Source organism: Actinomadura sp. NAK00032, from assembly GCF_013364275.1.
Classification (GTDB): Bacteria; Actinomycetota; Actinomycetes; order Streptosporangiales; family Streptosporangiaceae; genus Spirillospora.
Genome location: NZ_CP054932.1, coordinates 659,763 through 678,195, shown reverse-complemented (window position 1 = coordinate 678,195; position 18,433 = coordinate 659,763). Strand labels below are relative to the sequence as shown.

The following is an 18,433-nucleotide window of genomic DNA, read 5'->3' as shown; positions in this document are numbered from 1 at the left end:
AGCTCACCGTGCCACCGCCGTCCCGGTCCGCTTGGCGAACCAATGTGCCAGGGGGTCGAAGAGGAGCCGTTCCACCACGCTGACGATCACGAGGACCACGACGATCGTGGCGAAGACCGTCGGCGAGTCGAAGGACTGCCGTGCCCGGTTCATGACGAGTCCCAGCCCGGTCTGCGAGCCGAAGAACTCGGCGATGAGCGCGACCTTCCACCCCACCGAGAAGGAGAGGCGGGCCGCGGCGAAGATGTAGGGCACCAGCAGCGGCAGTTCGATCGAGAAGAGGATACGGACCCGCGACCGGGTGAAGCTGCGGCCCATCTCCAGCAGTCCGGGATCGAGCGCGCGTTTGCCCTCCCACAGGTTGACCAGGCAGAAGGGGATCGTGATCGCGGTCACCACGAAGACCACCGAGAAGTCCCCGACACCGAACCAGATGACGCCGAGGATCGCCCAGCCGAGGGCCGGGACGCTGTTGAAGAACGGCAGTACACGCTTGCCGATCAGCAGTTCGGTGACCGGTGCGACGCCGGCCAGGAAGACGAGCAGGCTGCCGATGCACGTCGCCAGCAGCACCGCCAGCACGATCCGGCCCATCGAGGTCCAGGTGTGCACCGCGCCCTCGCCGATCAGCAGGTCGATGCTCTCCCGGCCGACATCGACGGGGTTCGGCAGTTCGGCCGCGGAGACGTTCGCCGAATACCAGAACCACGCCGCGAGCAGCAGTAGCGGCACACCGTCGGCCAGCAGGCGGGCGAGGATCCTGCCGCGGCCGTGCCGCGCCGTTCCGACGCCGGGGCCGGGATCGCGGTCCCGCGTTGCGCGTCCGGTGCCGCCCTGCTCGTCCAGGACCATGGCGCCCGTTCCGTGCTCACTCACCGGTGCCGCCCTTGACCACGATCTCGCCGAGATCCGGGTTCTTCGGCAGGTACCCGCCCTCGTGCGCGAGCCGGTAGAACTTGCCCGCCCAGTCGATCCACTCAGGGTCGGTGCCGCCCCCGAACCGATAGGACTTCTGGTCCCACCAGTACTCGATGAACTTGACCTCGACGCCGGTCTGCTTGCTGATCTCCGGCGCCAGTTCGCTCACGTTCTTCTCCGCGTAGGCGACCGACTCGCCGATCATGCGCTGGAACTCGGCGACGCACTTCGCCTTCTTCTTGAGCAGGTCACCGGGCACGACATAGGCGGCGCCCACCAGCCATGCCCCGCTGACCTCGCGGAAGTCGTTGTCGATGTCGGCCACGACGCGGAGGCCGGGGTCGTTGCTCGCCCGCCAGCCCGTCTGGTGGAACATGACGGCGGCGTCGATGTCGCCCTTCTTGAGGGCGCTGTACATCGTCTGCGGATCCAGTTCGACGTACTTGATGTCACCGCCCTCGGCCTTGGCGTCCAGGCCGTACTTCTTCGTGTAGACGATCTGTGTCGACATCATCACGCTCGACCCGAATCCGCTGACGCCGACCGTCTTCCCCTTCAGGTCGCGTCCGCTCCGGATGCCGGATCCGGCGGGGACGAAGGTCTTGGTCCCACCGCCGGTCTGCGCCTGGATGAGGCCGACGATGCGCAGGTCGACGCCGCCCTTCTCGCGCGCGTTGACCACCCCCGGCAGCGAGGTGCCGACCACGTCGTACTGCCCCGAGGCGGTCGCCTGGATGAGCGCCGGGATCTGCAGGTAGTCGATCTTCAGCTTGCCGATCACCTCGGACTGCACGCGGCCCTTCTCGATCGCGTAGTAGGCCGCGCGGTGCGAGTCGTCGTCGAGCGCGCCGAGGGTGAAGGTGCCGCAGCGTCCGTCGGCGTCCGTCGCGCCCTGCCCGATGCCGCACGCCGAGATCGTCAGCAGCATGGCCGCCATCGTGGATGTGGTCTTCAGAGAAACCATGTGAACTGAACCCCTTCCATGGGGTGACTGCCGCTTCGGGAGCCCGTTTGACCGGCCGCAGCGGATCAACCGGCGGCCGGGATGCCCGTCAGGTAGGCGAGCGCTTCGGCGAGGGTGATGACGTCGGCGTACTTCTGGTCCATGTCGAACAGGCTCGCCTCGTGCGGCCCCCGGGCCCGGTCCGCCACGCACTCCCGCGGCACGAGGACCGGGTACCCGAGCTGCACGGCGTCGACGACGGTCGCGCGCACGCACCCGCTCGTGGTCGCCCCGCACACGATCACCGTGTCGGCGCGGTCGCGGGTGAGGCGGCCTGCCAGGTCCGTGCCGTGGAACGCCGACGGCCCCCTCTTGACCACGAGGGCCTCGTCGGCCCGCCGGCCCAGGCGTCCGTCCAGCCGGACGGCCGGGGACCCCGCCGTGAACGCGCGCAGACCGGGCGCCTTGTCCCACCACGCGGTGGCGTCCTGCGGGCCGTCGTAGGCGATCGTGGTGAAGACGCGGGGGAGCCCCCGTTCCCGCGCCGAGGCCATCAGCACGGCGCACGCCTCGACCTCGGCCGACATGTCGGCCCCGGTGGGGAACGACGGATCGGTGAATCCCTCGCTGAAGTCGACGACGACTACGGCCGGGCGGCGGCCGCGGCGCACGGGCCGCCCGAACCCGGCCTCGCTGTAGGTGGCTTCCAGCATGTTCCGCTCTCCTCACTCCGACGGAACGTGGGGCAAGGTGAACACACTTTGCTCAGCCAAGTCAATAGTCGATCCGTCAAACTGGATCCACTTACAGGTCGCCTTGACCTGGCGAAGTGCCCAGCACCATGCGCAGCGCCGTCCGGACGCCGACCGGCTCGTACTCGGGCGCGGTGTGCGCCATGGTCGTCAGGACGGTCCTCGCGAGATGCCTGGCTATCGACTCGACGGCCGCGGACTGGTCGCCGCTCTCCAGCGCCTCCAGCAGCCTCGTGTGCTCGTTGTGCGCGACGTCCAGGGTCTGCGCCTCGAGGACCCGGTTCTGCGTGATGTACCGCTGGCAGTGCTCCGCCAGGCTCGACATGATCTGCCGCACCTGACCGCCGACGCGCGCGCTGTGCACCGCATGGAAGTCATGGTGCGCCTCCCGCCACGACCTCCAGTCGCCGGCCTCGGCCAGCGTCCCCATCCGCTCCAGGTGCGCCCTCATCTCCGAGAGGCGCTCCGCGTCCAGCTCGGGCATGGTGAGCGCGATGCCGAGGGACTCCAGGAGGATCCGCGCGCCGTAGACCTGATCGACGTAGGCGACGTCGATGTCGCTGACGCGCGCGCGCTGGTTGGGCGCGGTCTCGATTAGCCCCTCCTCTTGCAGCATCCGGAAGGCCTCCCGCAGCGGCGTGCGGCTGACTCCGAGCGTCCTCGCCAGTTCGGCCTGGGCCAGGGTCGACCCCGGCGGCAGCGTCCCGTCGAGGATCAGCCGGCGGACGTGGGCGTGGATGTCGACGACCAGCCGGCGGCCGTCGGCCCGCTGCGGCAACCCGATTTCAGCGCTCATCACCATGTCTTCCCGGTCGGTGGACGCACGCCCGTGCAGGGCGAGTCAGGGCGTGTCGCTCCGATCCTCAACTGTATTCACCTCTCGCACGTTCTGGGGTGACACTTGACTTTCCACTTCGAAAGTGGATCCACTTCTCCCATGGCATCGGATGAAGAGCCCGGCCGGTACCGACCGGCGGATCCCGCGGTGACGCGGGAGGGAGCCGCCGTGCGGGAGCCGAGCGGGGACAGCCTGCCGGTGGACGCCGGCGGCCTCCGGCTGCGGGTGCTCCGCTACGGCGGCGGAGGCGCCCCTCCGCTGCTGGTGCTGCCTGGGATCACCACCACGGCGCACGCGGCGGAGTTCATCGCCCTCGCTCTCACCGACCGGTACACGGTCCACGTACCGGACCTGCGCGGCCGCGGCAGATCGGGGCGAGCCCGTGCGGGCCACTACACGCTCGGCCACCACGTGGACGACGTCGCCGCCATCGTCGCATCCCTGGAGCTGGACGCGCCGACGCTCCTCGGCCATTCGTTCGGCGCGCGCATAGCGGCGGCGTACGCGGTACGCCACCCCGGGCGGCACGGCCGGATCGTCCTGGTCGACCCGCCGCTGTCGGGCCCGGGCCGGCGGCCCTACCCGACCACCCGGGAGGACTTCCTCGCACAGCTCGGCGAGGCCCGCCGGGGAACGCGCCCCGCCGAGCTGATCCAGGCGCGCTACCCCCGCTGGCCGCGGCGCGAGGTCGCCATCAGGGCACGGGAACTGCCGACCTGCGACCCCGCGGCCGTCCTGGAAACGCTCGAGGGCTTCCACCGCGACGACTTCCACGATCTCTGGCGCCGACTGCCCCCACCGGCCGTCCTGGTGCGCGGCGAGGCGAGCCCGGTCGTCACCGCGGCCGACGCCGCCGAGCTCGCACGCGCCAACCCCGCACTCCCGGTGATCTCCGTTCCGGACGCGGGCCACATGGTGCCGTGGGACAACCCGGACGGGTTCTGGGCCGCCCTCCGGGACCACCTCTGAGAGGAATGACGATGTACGACCAGAGTCTGATCCACGGACTGTTCCGTGACCAGCTGACACTGTGCGGCGTCCGCGAAGGCGAGCGGGTGACCGTACTGTCGCGGGGGCGTGAACGTCTCGACTACGCCGACGCCTTCATGTACGCGGCCAGGAGCCTCGGCGCCACCGCCTTCCACCTGCGCCTGCCGCACCCCCTCCCGGACACGGGAACCTGGTCGGTGGGAGCCACCGAACTCGCCGCGAGCCCGCAGGCGGTCGAGGCGCTGAAGCAGTCGGACATGCTCGTCGACCTGGCGTTCCTGCTCTTCTCACCCGAGCAGTTCGCCATCCAGGCGGCCGGCACCCGGATCCTCACGGTCGTCGAGCCGATCGAACTGCTCGCGCGCCTGGCCCCCAGCCCGGCACTGCGCGAGCGGGTCGAGGCCGCCGCCGGGCTGCTGGAGAAGGCGTCGACGCTGCGCTTCACCAACGAGCACGGCACCGACGTGACCTACCGGCTCGGCGCGTACCCGACCGTCCCCGAATACGGCTACACCGACACTCCGGGACGGTGGGACCACTGGCCGGCGGGCTTCGTGTTCACCGGGGCCGCGGACGACGGCGTCGACGGCCGGATCGTGCTCGGCCCCGGTGACGTGCTCCTCCCGCAGAACCAGTACGTGACCAGCCGCGTCGAGTTCACGATCGAGAAGGGCTTCATCACCGACATACGCGGAGGGTTCGACGCGGACCTGATCCGCTCCTACATCACCTCGTTCGACGATCCGCGCGGCTACGGCATGTCCCACATCGGGTGGGGGCTCGACGAACGCGCGCACTGGCACGGGCTCGCGCAGCCGTCGTTCCCCGGCGGGATAGGGATGGAGCTGCGCTCCGTCTACGGCAACGTCATGTTCTCGATCGGCCCGAACAGCGAGCTGGGCGGTCCCAACGACACCGCCTGCCACCTCGACATCCCCATGCGCGGGTGCAGCCTGTTCCTCGATGAGGAGCCGGTCGTCGTCGACGGCGACATCGCGGTCCCGGACCTGCGGGCGCCGTCCCGCCGGTGATCCGGGCGTCCGCTTCCCGTCCCGCCCCGGGACTCCCACCGACACCGACGGAGGCCAGGCATGACCGTGGTCGACAGCCAGTGGCACTGGTACCCCACCGCGTTCCTCGACGCGCACATCGGAAGGATGCACGGCCCCCGCGCGGTACGGACCGCCGAGGGGTACGTCTATGAAGTCTCGCCCGACGAGGTCTGGAAGTACGACCGGCGGTTCACCGACCTCGACCACCAGGTCGAGGTGCTGGACGGGGCCGGGATCGACATGGCCGTCGTCAGCGTGGCGGCGGCGGGCGACGTCAACGACCGGGAGCGCGCGGAGGCGCGCGACCTGTGCCAGCTCCTCAATGAGGAACTGTCCCGGGCCCAGGCGGCCCATCCCGGGCGCTTCGCAGGGCTGGCGCACCTCCCGCTCAAGCATCCCGACCTGGCGCTCGACATGCTGGAGGACGCCGTCGGCCGGCTCGGCCTGCGCGGGATCTACCTGCCGGGCAGCATCGACGGGATGTCGGTCGCGGACGAGCGGCTGTGGCCGGTCTACGCGCGGGCGGAGGAACTCGGGCTCCCCCTGTTCCTGCATCCGACCCGCTCCTTCCGGGAACCGAGGGTCACGCCGTACAAGATGGAAGTGACGATCGGCTACATGTTCGACACGAGCTTCGCGTCGATGTCCCTCATCGTCGGCGGCGTACTCGACCGCCATCCACGGCTCAAGATCGTTCATCCGCACCTCGGGGGGGCGCTGCCGTATCTGCACGGCCGGATCGACGTCTACCGGGGCAAGGGATGGTGGCCCGGCCTGGACCGGCCGTTCGCGGACTACCTGCGCCGGATGTGGTTCGACACGGTCTGCAACCAGCCCGAGTCCCTCAGCCTGCTGGCGGATCTGGTGGGGCCTTCACGGCTGCTGTTCTCCAGCGACTACCCGTACTGGTCGACCCGGCACGGAATCGACCTGGTGCGGAAGGTCATACCGGACGACCAGGTAGCGGGGGTCCTCGGTGGCAACGCCATCGACCTGCTGTCTCCGGCGGTGGGGGCGGAGTGCACCCCCGCCTCGCCGCCGGTACCGGACTAGGGCGCCCTCCCGTGCCGCAGCCGGCCGGCCCGTGGAGGTCCGGCCGGCCGTGCCGCCGGGCGCCTGGTCTGGTCCGTTGCTCGCGCGGCGGCCCCGAGCGGTCAGCCGATGTCGGCCTTGAGACACTGCTCGTCCGTCGCCGGGCGCGGGTTGCACTTGGCGGAGCACCCGTGCCGAGTCCGAGAGCGCCAGGACGTTCAGGAGACCCGTTGCGAGCCTTCGGGTGGGACGTCCAGCGCGCGGGCGAGGGCGGCGGCGAGTGGGGCGGCGCGGTCGGGAACGTACCGCTCGGCCCACGAAGCGGCCAGCCGGTGGAAGGCGATCAGGTCGCGTTCAACGCCGGCCAGCAGACGCCGCAGGTCGGCGGTGGGCAACACGATCATCGGACTGTCATCGCGCTCGGCGTCGACGATCATGCGAACCGTGTCGCCGTGAAGTTCAGCGCGTGAATTGGGCTCGTGTCCGAGGAAGCCGCTCGGAGCATGGCCGTCGAGGACGCTCCACCATTCGCGCCAGTCTTCGATCCCGCTGCAGCAACCGGGCAGCAGGGTGGTGCCCGCCGCGGTGTCGACGACTCGCAACCCGCCGGGTGCGAAGAGCGGCTCCATGGTGAGAAGGCCATGCAGGAAGGCCCCGAGCGGATCGGCCGGTCGCCGCGGACGACCGTCCTCGGGATCGATGTCGTTGGCTTCGGCGATCCCCATCACCGCCGTGCCGACCTCGATCGGAAGGAGCGTGCCGCTGAGCGGCAGGTAGCTGAACGGCTCCGTCCGGGCGACCGGCCAGAGCGTGAAGCCCTCTGACCGGTACACCTCCAAGACCGGCTGCATCTCGATCACCCTTGAAGTCTGTCTCACAACCCTCAGGGAGACCTCACGTTTTCCGTGGACGCGATCCCGCGGCTCACCCGCCGAGCGACACGATCAGGCTGCCGCAAAAGCCCATGTGGACCGAGACTCCCCTGGCCCGCCTACCTGAGCGCCGTTCCGTGTAGCTACCGCCCGCACTCAAATGGCAGCCACAGGCCGGGCGTTGGGGTTAGGACGCCCGGTTCAGGACGTATTCGGCGATCTGGGCGTGGGTGGCGTACCAGACGCCCTGCTGGGCGTCGATGTGCTCCAGGAGTTCGCGCAGGACGGTCATGCGGGAGCGGTGGCCGATGACCTGCGGGTGCATGGTGAGCTGGAACAGGCCGCCCTCCTCCAGCGCGGCGTCGAACTCGTCGCGCCAGATCCCGGCCACGTCGCGGGGCGCCGGGCACGGGCGCAGCATGCCGCCGAACTCCAGCAGCAGGTACGGCACGTCGTCGCGGATCCACTCGACCGGGATCTCCACGACGCCGGTCGGCTCGCCGTCGGCCAGGAGTTCGTACGGCTCGTCGTCGGCCATGAGGGAGGAGTCGTAGCGCAGGCCCAGCTCGCGCGTGATGGCCAGGGTGTGGTCGGAGAAGTCCCACGCCGGGGTGCGGATGCCGACGGGGCGGGTGCCCGACAGCTTCTCCAGGGTGTCGGCGGCGCGCAGGGCCAGCTCGCGCTCGTCCGCCGGGTCCAGCATCGCGTTGCTCTCGTGGATCCAGCCGTGCATGCCGATCTCGTGGCCGGCGGCGACGTAGTCGCGGACCTCCTCCGGGTGCAGCAGTCCCGAGACCGCCGGCATGAAGAACGAGGCCGGGACGCCGAAGCGCTCCAGCAGGCCGAGCACCCGGCGGGAGCCGACGCGGGAGCCGTACTCGCCCTGCGCGAGCGGGCCCGGCCCGGTCTGGCCGACGCGCAGGAAGCTCGTCTCGTGGTCGCAGTCGAAGGAGAGCGCGACCGCGACGCGGGCGCCCCCCGGCCAGGAGGCGGGGTGCAGGGAACGGCCGGCGCGGACCCGCGCCACATGGCCGCGCCAGGTCTGCTCGTCCCATTGCCAGGGCTGCTGTTCGGTCATGTGATGTGCTCCGTTCTGGAGGCTCACGCGCGGTCGTGGTCGAGGTCCGGCAGCGCGTCCGCGAGCTGCTGGCGGGAGCTGATGGCGAGCTTGGTGAACACCTTGCTCAGGTGGTACTCGACGGTGCGGGGGCTGAGGAAGAGCCGGGCGCCGATCTCCGGGTTCGACAGGCCCGTCCGGGCGAGGCGGGCGATCTGCCCCTCCTGAGCCGTGAGGGTGCCGCCGGGCGCGGCGGCGGCGGTGCGCTTGCGGACGGTCTCGCCGGTGGCCAGGAGTTCGCGCTGGGCGCGGCTCGCGAAGGCCCCCGCGCTCATTTCCTGGAGCATCTCGTAGGCGGTGCGCAGGTGCTCGCGCGCGTCGATGCGCCGTTTCTCGCGGCGCAGCCACTCGCCGTACACCAGATGGGTGCGGGCGAGGTACACCGCGGCCCGGGTGCGCTGGAGGTGCTCGATGGCCTCGCGGTACAGACGGTCGGCTTCGTCGCCTTCGGACAGCAGCGCCTTGGATCGGGCGTACATGCCGAGGGCCCAGTCGGTGCCGGCGGCGGTGGCGCGTTCCTCGAGTTGGCGCAGCGCGGTCGCGGCGGCTTCGGGGGCCTTGCTGTACGCGGCCGCCTCGACCAGTTCGATGAGGGCGAACCCGGTGACCCCGAGGATCTCGTGCGCGCACGCCTGTTCCGCGTAGTCCAGGGCCTCCTGGTACCGGCCGAGAGCGTTGTGGACCAGAGCGGCCATGTAGATGCTCTGGCTCATCGCTCGGCCCTCCCCCCAGGCGCTCGCCGATTCGGCGGCGGCGACCATCTGCGCCGGTGCCTCGTCCCCGCCGCGCCAGGCGCGGAGCAGGGTGATGGCGAAGCCGAAGTAGGAGTTGCCGGTCACCTTCAGGATCGCGTCGGACTCCTCGACCATCGTGGCGGCCGCATCGAACTGGCCTGCGTAAACGTGGACGGCGGCGCGGTAGGTGAGGGCCTGGGGAAGGAAGTGGAGCGCTCCCATCTCGCGAGCCGCCTGGAGCACGGACTCGGCCAGGTCGTGCAGGGCCTCGTCGTCCCACAGTTCCGCGGCGACCAGGAAGGTCAGCCAGAGCCAGCGCATGTTGTCGTCCAGGTCGCTGCGGGCCTCCTGCCGGAACGCCTGGAGGACGTGCTTCAACTGCGGCGCTCCCTGCGCGAGGCCCTCGGTGAACCGTGTCACCAGCGCGTCGAGCAGCGCGTCGGCGGGCCTCTCCGGCAGTGGTCCCGGCGGCGCGGTGCGGGCGGCCTCCGCCACCGACCGCAGCAGGCCGGGCCGGCCCAGCTTGCCGGCGAAGACCGCCGACCCCATGGCATCGATGTACGCTTCGCGCGCCAGTCCGGCATCGACGCGGGCCAGCCGGCCGGCCGCCTCCAGCAGTGCCTCCAGCGCTTCGCCGCCGCGCTTGCGCGCGAAGATGACCTGGGCCCGCAGCCACGCCACCCGTCCGCTCTGGAGTTCGGTCAGCGGGCCCCTTTCCGCGGAGCGAAGCAGCTCCAGCGCCATGTCGGGGGCGCCGGCGTCGAAGGCGGTCTGCGCCGCGGCCAGCGCCCGCGTCCCGCGCCTGGCCGGATCGGGCGTCAGTTCGGTCGCGCGCCTCAGGAACGCCGCCGCCGCCGCGATGCCGCCGCGCACCTGGGCCCGGTCGGCCAGCCGCTCCAGCTCGCCGGCCACCGACTCATCGAAGCCCAGCGCGGCGTGCGCGCGGTGCCAGGCCCGGCGCTCGGGGTCGGACGCGGGATCGGTCGCCTCGGCCAGCGCGCCGTGCGCCGTGCGCCGCTCCGCCGGCGACGCGGCCGAGTACACCGCCGACCGCACCAGCGGATGCCGGAACCGCAGCCACGTCCCGATCTCCAGCAGCCCGTCGGCCTCCGCCGGCTCCACCGCGGAGCCCGGCACGCCGAGCCGCCCGGCCGCGCGCCGGATCAGCACCGGGTCGCCGGTCGGCTCCGCCGCCGCGACCAGCATGAACGACCGGCACTCGGCCGGCAGCTCCGCCAGCCGCCGCCGAAACCCCTCTTCCACCCGCGCCGGGACGGCCTGGGCCTCCACCAACCCGAACCCGCCCGCCAGCTGCGCGGGACTCAGCCCGCGCGGCAGCTCCATCAGCGCCAGCGGGTTGCCGTTCGTCTCGGCCAGGATCCGGTCCCTGATCCGCTCGTCCAGCGGGAAGCGGACCACCGAGCGAAGCAGCGCCTGCGCATCGCGCTTCTCCAGGCCGCGCACCTCGAGGTCGCCCAGGCCGTGGAACTGCGCGCCCGGCTCGCGGGCCGCGAAGATCAGCCCCACCGGCTCGGCCAGCAGCCGCCGGGCCACGAACGCCAAGACCTGGGCGGACGACTGGTCCAGCCACTGCGCGTCGTCGATCACGCAGAGCAGGGCGCGCTCCTCGGCCGCCTCCGCGAGCAGGGTCAGCACCGCAAGCCCGACCATGAACCGGTCGGGTGCGTCGCCCTTGCGCATCCCGAACGCGACCGCGAGCGCGTCGCGCTGAGGGCCGGGCAGCTTCTCGATCCGGTCCAGCAGCGGTGCGAGCAGCAGATGCAGGCCGGCGAAGGCCAGCTCCATCTCCGACTCGGCCCCTACGGTGCGGACCACCCGCATATCGGCCGCCCGTCCCACCGTGTGCCGGAGCAGGGCCGACTTGCCCACACCCGCCTCACCGCGCAGCACCAGGGCCCGCCCGCGTCCGGAGCGCACGTCCCCCAGCAGACCATCCAGCTCAGCACGCTCGCGATGCCGATCCAGCAGCGGCGTGCGCCCAGATAGCGTCGTCATGCCCGTCCATGCTCCCGCCGTTCAGCGCCAACCCATCGGCGCGGCCGAGTCAGCGGCCATCGGGCTCTCCGGCGGGATGCCGCTTCCATCTGACCTCGATCAATTCCCACCCGTAACGCCCCAACTGTATCGATCCCCTTGTCAACGCGCCTTGATCGGTCGTAAGGTCGCGCCATTCTCCGTAGTGATCACTACAGAGATTCCCGCGAGCGAAGGGGTCGTCATCATGTGCGAGGAGTCACGTCCGCAACTGTCCCGCAGGGGGCTGCTGCGCACCGCCGGCGCGGCGGCCGGTGCGGTGACCGTGTCCGGTGTGCTGGGCGGCACCGCGTCGGCGGCGGGGCCGTCCTCCCCTGCGGCCGCGCAGGGGTACCGGACGCGGCTCGTCATCCTCGGCACCTCCGGAGGACCCATCTGGTGGCAGGGGTCGGACCGCGCCGGCGTGTCGTCCGCACTCGTCGTCGGCGACGCCCTCTACCTGGTCGACTGCGGGAACTCCTCCGTCCACAACCTGCGCGGCGCGGGGCTGCTCGGGCCGCGCGAGGGCATGAACGACCTCGGCCACCTGCGCGCCGTCTTCCTCACCCACCTGCACTCCGACCACATCGCCGACTACCCCGGGCTGCTGCTCTACGGCATCTGCGGCGGCGGGCTCGGGCAGGACGACCGGCCCGTCCAGGTGTTCGGCCCGGGCAGGCGCGGCGCGCTCCCGGCGGTCTTCCCGGCGGGGCGCCCCGTCCCGGACCCGGTCCACCCGGACAACCCGGGGGCCGGGACGGTCGACATGACCGCGTCCCTGGTCTCCGCGTTCGCCACCGACTTCAACGACAGGCTCTTCGACACCGGGTCCCCGGCGGTCACCGCCCGCGTGAACGCCCACGACATCGCGCTACCGGACGGTGCCGCGCCGGGCAAGGGCATCCCGCGCCTGCACCGGCCCATCCGCGTCTACGAGGACGACCGGGTGCGCGTGACGGCCACGCTCGTCGACCACGGGCAGATGTTCCCCGCGTTCGGGTTCCGGTTCGACACCGACGACGGCTCGGTGGTGTTCTCCGGCGACACCACCGTCTCCGACAACCTGGTCGACCTGGCCGGGGACTGCGACGTCCTCGTCCACGAGGTGATCGACCAGGCGTGGGTGGAGCAGAGCATCTCGGCACTGCCCGTCCCGCAGGAGACCAAGGACGGCTACATCAACCACATGATCGGCGCCCACACCACCACCGAGCAGGTCGGCAAGGTGGCGCGGCGGGCGGGGGCGCGCAAGCTCGTCCTGAACCACTTCTCGCCCGGCCATCTGCCGGACGGGCGGTGGCGCCGCGCCGGCCGCGACTTCGATGGGCCGGTCGTCCCGGGGCGCGACCTCATGCAGATCGGCGTCGGGCGCAAGCGGCGCTAGTCCGTAGTGGTCATTCCAGGGCTGGAGGGGTAGCCGCGCAGGGCCGGGAGGTCGCGGAGCCGGCGGCGCTCGCCTTCGCGGCGGCTCGCCTTCGCGGCGCGGCCACTCGCCGAACAGCAGGTGGGCCCTGGCCACGCGGGTGGAGGCCCCCGCCTCCGCCCGCGTGCGCCGTCGCTAGTCTCCGTAGCGCAGGTGCCGGGCGAGGTAGGTCCCGGTGATGGACGCGGGGTCGCGGGCGATCTCACCCGGGGTGCCGGTGGCGACGATCTCGCCGCCCTCCTCGCCGCCGCCGGGGCCGAGGTCGATCACGTAGTCGGCGTTGGCGATCAGGTCGAGGTCGTGTTCGATCACGATGACGGTGGCGCCGCGGTCGGACAGCCGCTGCAGGACGTCCAGGAGGGTGCGCACGTCCAGCGGGTGCAGGCCCACGCTCGGTTCGTCGAGCACGAACACGGCGTCGGTCTGGTCGCGGTGCATCTGGCTGACCAGCTTCAGCCGCTGGGCCTCGCCGCCGGACAGGGCCGGGGTGGCCTCGCCGAGGGTGAGGTATCCGAGGCCCAGCTCGTCCAAGGCGGCCAGGCGCTTGTGGACCCGCCGCAGGTCGGCGGTGGCGTTGAGGGCTTCGCGGATCGTGCACCCGAGCAGGCCGGGCAGCGAGACGCCGTCGCGCCGGTAGGTGTCCGCGCGGGGCGCGAAGCGGCTGCCGCCGCACTCGGGGCAGACGATGTCCACATCGGGCAGGAACTGGACGTCGAGGGAGATCTCTCCGGTGCCCCCACAACGCGGACAGGCCAGCGAGCCGGTGTTGTAGGAGAAGTCGGAGGCCGTCAACCCGTCGCGCCGGGCCTCCGAGGTCGCGGCGTAGGCCTTGCGCAGCTCGTCCATGACGCCCGAATAGGTGGCCACGGTGGAGCGGACGTTGATGCCGATCGGCGTCGCGTCGACGACCTGCACCTTGATGCCGTCTGGCGCCTCCAGGTCGCGCACATGAGCCGGGACGGCCGCCGATCGCGACCGCGCGTCCAGGCCCGGGACCAGGCATTCGAGGACGAGCGTGGTCTTGCCCGACCCGGAGACGCCGGTGACGGCGGTCAGCCGCCCGACGGGGAACTCGACCTCCAGCGGGTGGACGGTGTGGACGGCCTCCGTCTTGAGACGGATCGCCCCCTTCTCGAACACGGCGGCCGGCTCGGCGCAGGCACGGACGATCACCGGCTCGGCACTGCTGAGGAAGCCGGCGAGCCGCGAGCCCGGCGCGGCGGCGAGGGCGTCGGGGCCGCCCTCGGCGATGACGGTGCCGCCGTCGTCCCCCGAGCCGGGGCCGATCTCGATCAGCCAGTCGGCCTCGCGCAGGATCTGCACGTCGTGGTCGACGAAGACGACCGAGTTGCCATCGGCCAGCAGGTCGCGCATCACGCCGAGCAGCCCCTCGACGTTGGCCGGGTGCATCCCGATGGACGGCTCGTCGAGAACGTAGAGGACGCCGGTGGTGCGGTTGCGCACGGCCCGCGCGAGCTGCGCCCGCTGCCGCTCGCCGGTGGACAGCGTCGACCCGGCCCGGTCAAGCGCCAGATATCCGAGGCCCAGCTCGACGAGGCGCCGCCCCATGTCGATCAGGGTGTCGGCCAGCGACCGTCCCATCTCGCGCATGTCGGCGGGGAGCGCGTCCACGACGCCGGGCGCCCACGCCAGCACCTCGTCCAGGGTCATCGCGGTGACCTCGGCCAGGTTCCGCTCACCGATCCGGGGCGCCCGCGCGGCGGGGCTGAGGCGGGTGCCCCGGCAGTCCGGGCAGGTGCCCTCGCACAGGAAGCGGCTGACCCTGGCCAGCCGCTTGTCGGTGTCGGCGCGCTTCAGCTCCTCGGTCACCGTCAGCCGCGCGTTCCGGAAGGTGAAGTCGAGTTCGTGGACGCCCTTCTTGCTGGTGACGGTGATGTGCTTCTTCTCCTCCGGCCCGTCCAGCACGATGTCCCGCTCGCGGTCGGTCAGCTCGCTCCAGGGCACGTCGGTGCGCACGCCGAACTCGCGCGCGATGTCGGGCTGCACGTTGAACCCGAACATCTGCCAGGGGGCGACCGCCCCGCCCTCCAGCGTCTTGGACGGGTCCGGGACGAGCGCCGCGTCGTCCACCGTGCGCACCACGCCGGTGCCCTGGCAGCGGGGGCAGGCGCCGGTGGAGTTGAACGACAGGTCCTCCGCGCCCGGCGGATGCACCTGCTCACCGCAGACGGGACACGTGAACGGCACCTCGGCCGCCACATCGATCGTCGGCGGGACCCGATGGCCGTTGGGGCACAGGTGGGAGGCCAGCCGCGAGAACATCAGCCGCAGGACGTTCAGCAACTCGCTGGACGTGCCGAAGGTGGACCGCACCCCGGGCACACCGGGACGCTGGTGCAGCGCCAGCGCGGCGGGGACGTGCTCCACCGAATCGACCGCCGCCCGCGGCGCCTGCGCCATCCGGCGGCGGGTGTAGGTCGACAGCGCCTCGATGTAGCGGCGGGACCCCTCGGCGTACAGCACCCCGAGCGCCAGTGACGACTTCCCCGACCCGGACACGCCGGCGACCCCGACCAGGGCGCGCAGCGGCACATCGACGTCGACGCTCCGCAGGTTGTGCACGCGGGCACCGCGCACCCTGAGCTGGTCGGGCTGAGTGGACCTCATTCGCCGCACGCTCCCCCCGGACGGTGCCCAGACGAACGACCCGGACCGGACGCCTCATACCCCCCGACCCCGACCGGTATCCCTCCCGGGCGGCGGGCGGGCGGATCGGCCGGGGTTCGATGCGGCGCTTGATCGAACTTCTCGGCACGATTCCGAGTCGTACCTGCAGCCGAGCAAAAACGACTTCATATCGGGACGAGGGACCACATGAATGCAGATGCACTGATCATCGCCGCGATGCTGGGCGGCTCCGCCGTATTCGCCGGGGCCGTGACCTATGCGATCACCGGTCGCGATCTGCGGGGATGGAGCCGAGCGGCGACCGCGCTGGGCGTCGCCCTTCTCGTGGGAGCGGCGGCGGTGTTCGTGCTCTACCTCTCGGTGATCGCCTTCCTGGCCTGCGCGGCGGCCTACCTGGTGATACGCCGCCTCGTCCGGCCGACGCTCGCTCTCGCGGCGTCCGGCCTCGTCCTCTTCGGCGGCCTCTCCGGCGCGGCGATGCTCATGTGGGTCGCGCTGAGTGAAATGTGACCTGCGGCGCGAATGACGATTGGCCTCAATTGATTCAGGGGGCCTGGCCGAGTGCTTTGTCGATACGGTCGCGCAGGGAGCGCAGGGCCTGCCTGAGTTCTGCCGGTCGGATGTCCGCCATATCGGCGTCGAAGGTCAGCAGGAGTCCTGCCACTCCGGCCCATGACCAGGCGCCGAGCGTGAGCCGGCAACTGGAGTCCGTCTCGTGCTCGACCGTCGATCCGCCCGGGGCGAACCTGGCGACGACGGGGGCGGGCAGCGCGACGAGCGCGGAGCCGCGGCACGGCCATTCCGCCGGGGTGTCGCCGCGGTCGTGCGTGCTCATGACGAAGGCGGCCGGATCGCCGTGCGGGACGTCGCGCCGCTCGAAGGGCGTCCCGGTGGGCATGCGCAGGTCGAGGCGGTCGACGCGCATCGCGCGCCACCGGCCGGCGTCCGGTTCGAACGCGACGAGGTACCAGCGGGCCGCCCACACGACGAGGTCGTGCGGTTCCAGCGTGAGCGTCACCGTTCCGTCCTCGCCGGTGCAGTCGGCGCGGACGACGTGCCGCCGGTTGATCGCGCCGCCGATGGCGCGGACGGCCTCCGCGTCGATGGGCGCCGCGGGGAACTCCCAGTAGTTGCGCGCCGCGGAGACGGTGAACGCTTCGGCGTGGACGCGGCTGCGGGCGGGCATCGCCTGGCGCAGCGTGGCGAGGGCGCGGGCGGCGTTCTCCCGGACGCCGGACAGGATCGCCGGGACGGTCTGGAGCGCGACGGCCGCCGCGACGGCCTGGTCCTCGTCGAAGACGACCGGCGGCAGCCGGGTGGCGCGGCCGAGCCGGTAGCCGCCGCCCGCACCGCGCACGGCCTCGATCTCGTACCCGAGTTCCCGGAGCGTGTCGATGTCGCGCCGGACGGTCCGCACCGACGTCCCGAGCCGGGCGGCGAGGTCGGCGGCGGTCAGCGTCGCGCCGGTCCCGAAGACCGACAGCAGCTTGAGCGTCCGGGCGGAGGTGGCGGCCATGGCTCCCGTTCCTCACGACAAAGCGGTCACTCGGCGGCAACTATAGCCGCGATGGTTGCCGCCATGACCGCTTCACAACTCCCTCACGAGGGCACTCGTCCGCCCGGCACTGCGCCGGCGCTCGTCTCGGGCGCGGGCGCGAGCGCGGCGCTCCTGGTGGTGCTCTTCGGCTCCTTCCTGGACCTCCTCGACGGGACGATCGTCACCGTCGCGGCCCCGGCGATCGCCCGGGACCTCGGGGCCGGCGACGCCCAGATCCAGTGGACGATCGCCGCCTACCTCCTCGCCCTGGGCGCGGGCCTGATCACCGGCGGACGGCTCGGCGACCGGTACGGCCGCAAGCGCCTGTTCATGATCGGGCTGACCGGGTTCACGCTCACCTCGGCGCTCTGCGCGCTGGCCGCCGGGCCGGGAATGCTCATCGGCACCCGCGCCGCGCAGGGGCTGACCGCGGGGATCATGGTCCCGCAGGTGTTCGGGATCATCCGGGCGTCGTTCGCCCCGGGCGAGCGCGCCAGGGCGTTCGGCGCCTACGGGGCGGTCCAGGGGCTCGCGTCGGTCGCGGGGCCGCTGCTCGGCGGGCTGCTCGTCGACGCCGACCTGTTCGGCCTGGGCTGGCGGACCATCTTCTGGATCAACGTGCCCGTCTCGGTCCTGGCGCTCGTCATGGGCGCGAAGGTGCTGCCGGAGTCCCGCTCGGCCTCGACCGCGCGGCTCGACCTGCCGGGCGCGCTGCTCGCGGCGGCGGGCGTCCTGCTCCTGCTGCTGCCGATCATCCAGACCGAGTCCCGGGGATGGACCTGGACCAGCTGTGCCCTGCTCACCGCCGGGATCGCCGTGCTGGCGGTCCTCCTCGTCCACGAGCGCCGCCTCGCCGGACGCGGGAGCGAGCCCGTCTTCGACCCGGCCCTGCTCCGGATCCGCGCGTTCGCGATCGGCCTGTGCGCGTCCGTGCTCTTCTTCGGCGGCATCGGGTCGTTCTTCCTCACCCTGTCGGTCTACCTCCAGAACGGCACCGGCCGCACGGCGTGGGAGACCGGCCTGGTGATCCTGCCCTACGCGCTCGGCTCGATCGTCACCTCGGGGCTCGGCGTCGCGCTGGCCGCCAGGGCCGGGAGGGCACTGCTGATCACCGGGTCGCTCACCATCGCGGCATCGCAGCTCCTCCTGTGGACGGTCGTCAGGGACGGCGGCGACCCCGGATACCCGCTGCTCGCCCTCGCCCTCTTCATCGGCGGCCTCGGGCTCGGGCTGTGCGCCCCCATCCTCGTCAACGTCGTCCTCGCGGGAATCCCCGCGCGCGACGCCGGCGCCGGGGGCGGCGTGCTCTCCACCGTCAACCAGATCGGCGGCGCCGTCGGCATCGCCGTTCTCGGCACGCTCTTCTTCACCACCGCCACCGAGTCGGCGACCGGCGCACCGGACCAGGCCGACTACGGAGACGCGCTCAGCATCGTGCTCGTCGTCTCCGCCGTGCTCTACGCCGTGGCGGCCCTTGTGATGTTCGCGCTCCCGAAGAACGCGGCCGAGCACGTCGACCAGTGACGCGTACGCGGGCGAACC

At 71.8% G+C, this 18,433-nt stretch carries 15 protein-coding genes; 6 read left to right on the top strand and 9 right to left on the bottom strand.

All coding sequences use genetic code 11. The features are described from left to right. Positions 1 to 3 precede the first annotated feature (3 nt). From HUT06_RS03310 to HUT06_RS03295, 4 genes are all read right to left on the bottom strand, one after another. A complete protein-coding gene (locus HUT06_RS03310; protein ID WP_176194350.1) occupies positions 4 to 876 on the bottom strand; it encodes an ABC transporter permease in 873 nt (290 codons plus the stop codon). Next, positions 869 to 1,846 (bottom strand): ABC transporter substrate-binding protein, encoded by a 978-nt coding sequence (locus tag HUT06_RS03305; RefSeq protein WP_176194349.1) that lies wholly within the window; start codon positions 1,844 to 1,846, stop codon positions 869 to 871. The genes HUT06_RS03310 and HUT06_RS03305 overlap by 8 nt, the downstream gene beginning before the upstream one ends. 101 nt (positions 1,847 to 1,947) lie before the next feature. Beyond that, positions 1,948 to 2,574 carry an isochorismatase family protein gene (locus tag HUT06_RS03300; RefSeq protein WP_176194348.1) on the bottom strand — a complete coding sequence of 209 codons (627 nt, stop codon included), beginning with the start codon at positions 2,572 to 2,574 and terminating at the stop codon, positions 1,948 to 1,950. 91 nt (positions 2,575 to 2,665) lie between these two features. Continuing rightward, a complete protein-coding gene (locus HUT06_RS03295; protein ID WP_176194347.1) occupies positions 2,666 to 3,409 on the bottom strand; it encodes a GntR family transcriptional regulator in 744 nt (247 codons plus the stop codon). A gap of 141 nt (positions 3,410 to 3,550) precedes the next feature. On the opposite strand from HUT06_RS03295, the gene HUT06_RS03290 reads away from it, so the two are divergent. Genes HUT06_RS03290 through HUT06_RS03280 form a run of 3 tightly spaced genes read left to right on the top strand, consistent with a single transcriptional unit; the run spans position 3,551 to position 6,546 of the window. Continuing rightward, entirely contained in the window at positions 3,551 to 4,420 is an 870-nt protein-coding gene (locus HUT06_RS03290; RefSeq protein ID WP_176194346.1) for an alpha/beta fold hydrolase, read from the top strand. Positions 4,421 to 4,431: 11 nt separating this feature from the next. Further along, positions 4,432 to 5,472, top strand: a complete 1,041-nt coding sequence (locus HUT06_RS03285; RefSeq protein ID WP_176194345.1) for a leucyl aminopeptidase — start codon at positions 4,432 to 4,434, stop codon at positions 5,470 to 5,472. A gap of 60 nt (positions 5,473 to 5,532) precedes the next feature. Then, a complete protein-coding gene (locus tag HUT06_RS03280) occupies positions 5,533 to 6,546 on the top strand; it encodes an amidohydrolase family protein (protein ID WP_176194344.1) in 1,014 nt (337 codons plus the stop codon). A 197-nt stretch (positions 6,547 to 6,743) separates the two neighbouring features. Here the strand turns inward: HUT06_RS03280 and HUT06_RS03275 are convergent, their stop codons facing one another. From HUT06_RS03275 to HUT06_RS03265, 3 genes are all read right to left on the bottom strand, one after another. Beyond that, entirely contained in the window at positions 6,744 to 7,376 is a 633-nt protein-coding gene (locus HUT06_RS03275; RefSeq protein WP_254715721.1) for a hypothetical protein, read from the bottom strand. A 208-nt stretch (positions 7,377 to 7,584) separates the two neighbouring features. After that, on the bottom strand, positions 7,585 to 8,475 hold the full coding sequence (locus tag HUT06_RS03270; RefSeq protein ID WP_176194342.1) for a polysaccharide deacetylase: 891 nt from the start codon (positions 8,473 to 8,475) through the stop codon (positions 7,585 to 7,587). A gap of 23 nt (positions 8,476 to 8,498) precedes the next feature. Continuing rightward, the gene (locus HUT06_RS03265) at positions 8,499 to 11,264 is read right to left on the bottom strand and encodes a LuxR family transcriptional regulator (protein WP_176194341.1); all 2,766 of its coding nucleotides are present in this window, start codon (positions 11,262 to 11,264) and stop codon (positions 8,499 to 8,501) included. Between the two features lie 226 nt (positions 11,265 to 11,490). Between HUT06_RS03265 and HUT06_RS03260 the strand changes: the two genes are divergently transcribed. Then, positions 11,491 to 12,666 carry an MBL fold metallo-hydrolase gene (locus HUT06_RS03260; RefSeq protein ID WP_176194340.1) on the top strand — a complete coding sequence of 392 codons (1,176 nt, stop codon included), beginning with the start codon at positions 11,491 to 11,493 and terminating at the stop codon, positions 12,664 to 12,666. A 174-nt stretch (positions 12,667 to 12,840) separates the two neighbouring features. Here the strand turns inward: HUT06_RS03260 and HUT06_RS03255 are convergent, their stop codons facing one another. After that, the gene (locus tag HUT06_RS03255; RefSeq protein ID WP_176194339.1) at positions 12,841 to 15,333 is read right to left on the bottom strand and encodes an AAA family ATPase; all 2,493 of its coding nucleotides are present in this window, start codon (positions 15,331 to 15,333) and stop codon (positions 12,841 to 12,843) included. A 207-nt stretch (positions 15,334 to 15,540) separates the two neighbouring features. Here HUT06_RS03255 and HUT06_RS03250 point away from each other — a divergent pair, with 207 nt between their 5' ends. Then, positions 15,541 to 15,864 carry a hypothetical protein gene (locus HUT06_RS03250; RefSeq protein WP_176194338.1) on the top strand — a complete coding sequence of 108 codons (324 nt, stop codon included), beginning with the start codon at positions 15,541 to 15,543 and terminating at the stop codon, positions 15,862 to 15,864. Between the two features lie 34 nt (positions 15,865 to 15,898). On the opposite strand, the gene HUT06_RS03245 is transcribed toward HUT06_RS03250, so the two are convergent. Continuing rightward, the gene (locus HUT06_RS03245; RefSeq protein WP_176194337.1) at positions 15,899 to 16,870 is read right to left on the bottom strand and encodes a YafY family protein; all 972 of its coding nucleotides are present in this window, start codon (positions 16,868 to 16,870) and stop codon (positions 15,899 to 15,901) included. A 63-nt stretch (positions 16,871 to 16,933) separates the two neighbouring features. On the opposite strand from HUT06_RS03245, the gene HUT06_RS03240 reads away from it, so the two are divergent. Continuing rightward, the gene (locus tag HUT06_RS03240; protein WP_176194336.1) at positions 16,934 to 18,415 is read left to right on the top strand and encodes an MFS transporter; all 1,482 of its coding nucleotides are present in this window, start codon (positions 16,934 to 16,936) and stop codon (positions 18,413 to 18,415) included. Positions 18,416 to 18,433 lie beyond the last annotated feature (18 nt).